This window comes from Rickettsia endosymbiont of Culicoides newsteadi (genome assembly GCF_002259525.1).
GTDB lineage: Bacteria > Pseudomonadota > Alphaproteobacteria > Rickettsiales > Rickettsiaceae > Tisiphia.
Genome location: NZ_MWZE01000108.1, coordinates 1 through 3,904 on the forward strand (window position 1 = coordinate 1; position 3,904 = coordinate 3,904).

The following is a 3,904-nucleotide window of genomic DNA, read 5'->3' on the forward strand; positions in this document are numbered from 1 at the left end:
AGTAAATTTTACAAAAATCGTCTATAAAACTATATAATTCTGTGATATCTTTTTTCATGCCTGTGTTTATTTTTTTTTCCAAAAAAACATTTATCACAGACATTAACTCCTTGCAACTCCTATATCTCCTTTATTTTTTCTTATCCCTTATCCCGAATTGACGTGTGTAGGCACGTAGTTCGTCGACCTAAGGTCTCCTCGCAATGACGGTTTTTCAATTATTGTTTTCTTAAACCGATGCCTATGCGTATAGGCGGGAATTTATAATATCTCAAGGATTTTTAAATTATGAAAAATATTTTTTATACAAAATTTTGGCGTAAATATTATCCCATAATTTTATGTTTTGCTTTAATGTTTTTTCATTTTTTATCAGCCTATCCTGGTGGAATGACGGTTGATAGCTTTTCTCAATATGAACAAAGTATTAGTGGAAATTATTTTTCTCATCATCCACCTTTAATGTCAATGATATGGTCGTTACTCAATCATATCTATCAAGGGCCACAGATAATGCTATTATGGCATTTAGTATTGTTGTGGGGTGGGGTATTATTGCTTTTTTATGCTGATCGACAAAATAAATATAGATATCTTTATTTTGTAATACCATTTCTTCCAAATATATTAGCTCAATCCGGTGTAATTTGGAAAGATATAGGGTTTGGCTTAGGTAGTTTTTTTGTAATAGCTAGTTGTATTTTTTATAGCTATCATCAAAAACGACCATCTTATTTGGCAGCTATTGGATTGTTATTAGTTATTTTTTATATTGTTGGTGTTAAATTTCAAGCACAATTTATTGCCCCAATTTTAATTTTGTTTGTATTATCAGTTTCTCTTAAAGCTAACTGGTTTATTAGGATAATAGTAACTATTATTCTTTCTTTAGTAATAATAGAGGGTAATAATTATCTTGCTAAGCATTTTTCTACTGATAGTCATGCAAAACAATTACGCCAACTATTTGACATAGCAGGGGTGATTGTTGCAATAGATAATGATGATTTACTACCAGATTATGTCAAAGAAGATAAAAATTTATATAGTTTTGAAAAGCTTAAATCCCTCTATACACCGACTTTAGTTAATGCTTTAGTTTTTGGTGATGATCGAATTTATAATTCAACATCAGACCCTATAAAGCTACAAGAGCTGGAATCTAGTTATGTAAAAGCTGTAACCCATTATCCACTAGCTTTTCTTAAACATCGTATAAAGAATTTCATCTTATTAATGAAGAGTGCAGAGTATTATAGTGACGATTTATTTATTGATCCTAATGAAGCTGAAAAATATGGCATTTATCTTAAAAAAAATCATGTAAAAGACCTAGTGATATTCTACTTAAAAGCATTTCCAAGGCTAATAACTAAGAACTTTATTAGTTTTATACTAATATTTGTGTATTTAGCAGCTATTTTAACAAATAAACAATCTAATAATCCTGAGAAGGTTATTTTAACTTATATTGTTGCGATAGGTCTTGTCTTTTCGGTAGTATTACTTTTTGCTACTATGGCATGTGATTACCGTTACTACTATGTCATAAGAGTGTTAACATTATTTAGCCTGCCAATTTATCTGAAATTTAGATATTACAAAACATCGCAAAAATAATGAAAACAGCTATTAGTGGAGCATAAAAATCTGTTATATATAGATATAGTCAATTAACTTGAATTGGCAATGTTATAAATCCGATTAGTATTTAGCCTTAGCGTCATGGCTCAGAGCCACTTTAGTGGTGACGAAGTAATCCAAAAAACGATTAAAATGGATTGCTTCGTCGGCTTACGCCTTCTCGCAATGACAGCGGTGCTTATTCGACACTAATTCAGGTTAATTGACTATATAACTAGATTTTACACTTTTTAATAAGGTTACCCTACATGTCAATAGCACTAGAATCTAAATGTTCAGTAAATGGCAAAATTTGGCAGCAGCGATTAGTCAACGAGGATGCTATTCTAGAGCTTTGTCGTTCTGTAGGAATTAGTGATTTTCTAGCTAGGGTTCTATCTCCTCGCCTGGAGAACTTAGCACAAGCGGCTGACTTTTTATCACCTAGGATTAAGAATTTACTGCCCAATCCTTTTCATTTACTTGATATGCAAAAGGCAGTAGATAGAGCTATAGAAGCCATTATAAATAAACAAAAAATCTGCATATTTGCTGATTATGATGTTGATGGGGCTACTTCTTCATCATTGCTTAAGAATCTATTTAGAGATTTGGGGCAAAATGTTGATATTTATGTTCCAGACCGAATTGCTGAAGGATATGGACCAACCCCAGCTGCTATGCAAAAAATTAAGGATAATGGAACTAAGCTGCTTATTACTGTAGATTGCGGAGCAATGGCACATGAGGCTCTGAAACATGCAGCACTAGTAGGGCTTGATGTGATAGTGATCGATCATCACATTAGTAGTGATATATTACCTGAGGCTATTGCCGTTGTTAATCCGAATCGTATTGATGAAACCAGCGATTATAAGTATCTGGCTGCTGTAGGAGTATCATTTTTATTTGCTACTGCCTTATTATCTGATTTAAAAAAACAAAATTTCTTTGCCAATCACCATGACATTAGTGGTAGGGATGATACTACTATACCTAACTTAATGCAGTATTTAGATTTAGTTGCCCTTGGTACGGTATGCGATGTAATGAAGCTTGTTCACTTAAATCGTGCTTTTGTTACTCAAGGATTAAAAATCCTTCAGCAAAGAAAAAATTTAGGTATGACAACCTTATGCGATATTGCTGGCTTAAATGAAAAACCAAACTGTTATCATTTGGGATTTGTCTTGGGGCCTAGGATTAATGCTGGTGGAAGAGTTGGTAAATCATCATTAGGGGCTAATCTTTTATCTACCGAATGTCCAATAGAAGCAAATAGATTAGCACAGGAGTTGGAGAAACATAACAATGAGCGGAAAGTAATAGAACTGATAATGATAGAGGAAGCTACTCAAATAGCTTTAACTCAGGAAAATGATAGCTCATTATTTATAATTGGTAAAGGATGGCATCCGGGTGTGATTGGTATTGTCGCTGGAAGATTAAAGGAAAAATTTAATAAACCGGTGTCAGTTATAGCTTTAAATGATGGAATAGGTAAGGCTTCTTGCCGTTCTATCAAAAATGTTGATTTTGGTAGTAAAATTATCAACGCCAAGACTAAAGAGTTAATTGTAGTTGGCGGGGGGCATTCAATGGCTGCTGGATTTACAGTATTAGAAGAAAAATTACTAGAGTTGCAAGAATTCTTAAATCACGCCTTTAAGAGTGATATGAATAATCAGAATGATCTTATAGGCGAAGAATATGATGCTGAGCTCACTACTAGTAGTGTAAATTTGCTATTAATGGATGAGCTAAGTAAACTTGAGCCATTTGGTCAGGGAAATCCTGAACCAATATTTAAATTCTCTAACCTTTTTGTTTTGAAAGCTGACATAGTTGGTGGTAAACATATAAAATGTTTGCTAGCCCCTTCTAAGGAAGCTTTTGGCTCTAAAGCCCTTGCTGCTATTGCTTTTAATGCCGTGTCTAGTCCAATAGAGAATATATTGCTTAATGTTAAGTCTTATAATATTTCCGTGATTGGGTCATTAAAAGTCAATAGCTGGCAAGAACGTCATACTATACAATTACAAATAAAGGACTTGATAATATGATTTTTTCTACTAATATACGTCAATTCGGGATAAGGTTATAATTTAGAGGAAAGTCGAAATTGCAATTTATGGAAGGTTTATTTTTCTTAAGAGAATAGGCAACTAGTGTAGAAAGTATATGAACAAAAGCATTTATAGGGGATCTGTGTCTAGTATGCTCAAGGTTCATTTTGTTCTTTAAATAATCAAAAACTGTTTCAATTAAATTACGTTTTCTT

The 3,904-nt window shown here is 32.8% G+C and carries 3 protein-coding genes; 2 read left to right on the forward strand and 1 reads right to left on the reverse strand.

The annotated features are described in order from the left end of the window. Positions 1-288: 288 nt before the first annotated feature. Together RiCNE_RS06225 and recJ are read left to right on the forward strand one after the other, a co-directional pair. Positions 289-1,620, forward strand: coding sequence for a hypothetical protein (locus RiCNE_RS06225; protein WP_094649719.1), 1,332 nt, complete (start codon positions 289-291; stop codon positions 1,618-1,620). Between the two features lie 272 nt (positions 1,621-1,892). Beyond that, positions 1,893-3,686, forward strand: coding sequence for a single-stranded-DNA-specific exonuclease RecJ (gene recJ / locus RiCNE_RS06230; RefSeq protein ID WP_094649720.1), 1,794 nt, complete (start codon positions 1,893-1,895; stop codon positions 3,684-3,686). 19 nt (positions 3,687-3,705) lie between these two features. Here recJ and RiCNE_RS06235 read toward each other — a convergent pair. Then, positions 3,706-3,904, reverse strand: a 199-nt coding sequence (locus RiCNE_RS06235; RefSeq protein ID WP_157905643.1) for a transposase, incomplete at its 5' end; no start/stop codon positions are given.

Excerpts from the sequence above, each read along its gene's own strand:
- recJ (WP_094649720.1), top strand. The coding sequence starts at position 1,893 with ATGTCAATAGCACTAGAATCTAAATGTTCAGTAAATGGCAAAATTTGG.
- RiCNE_RS06225 (WP_094649719.1), top strand. The coding sequence starts at position 289 with ATGAAAAATATTTTTTATACAAAATTTTGGCGTAAATATTATCCCATA.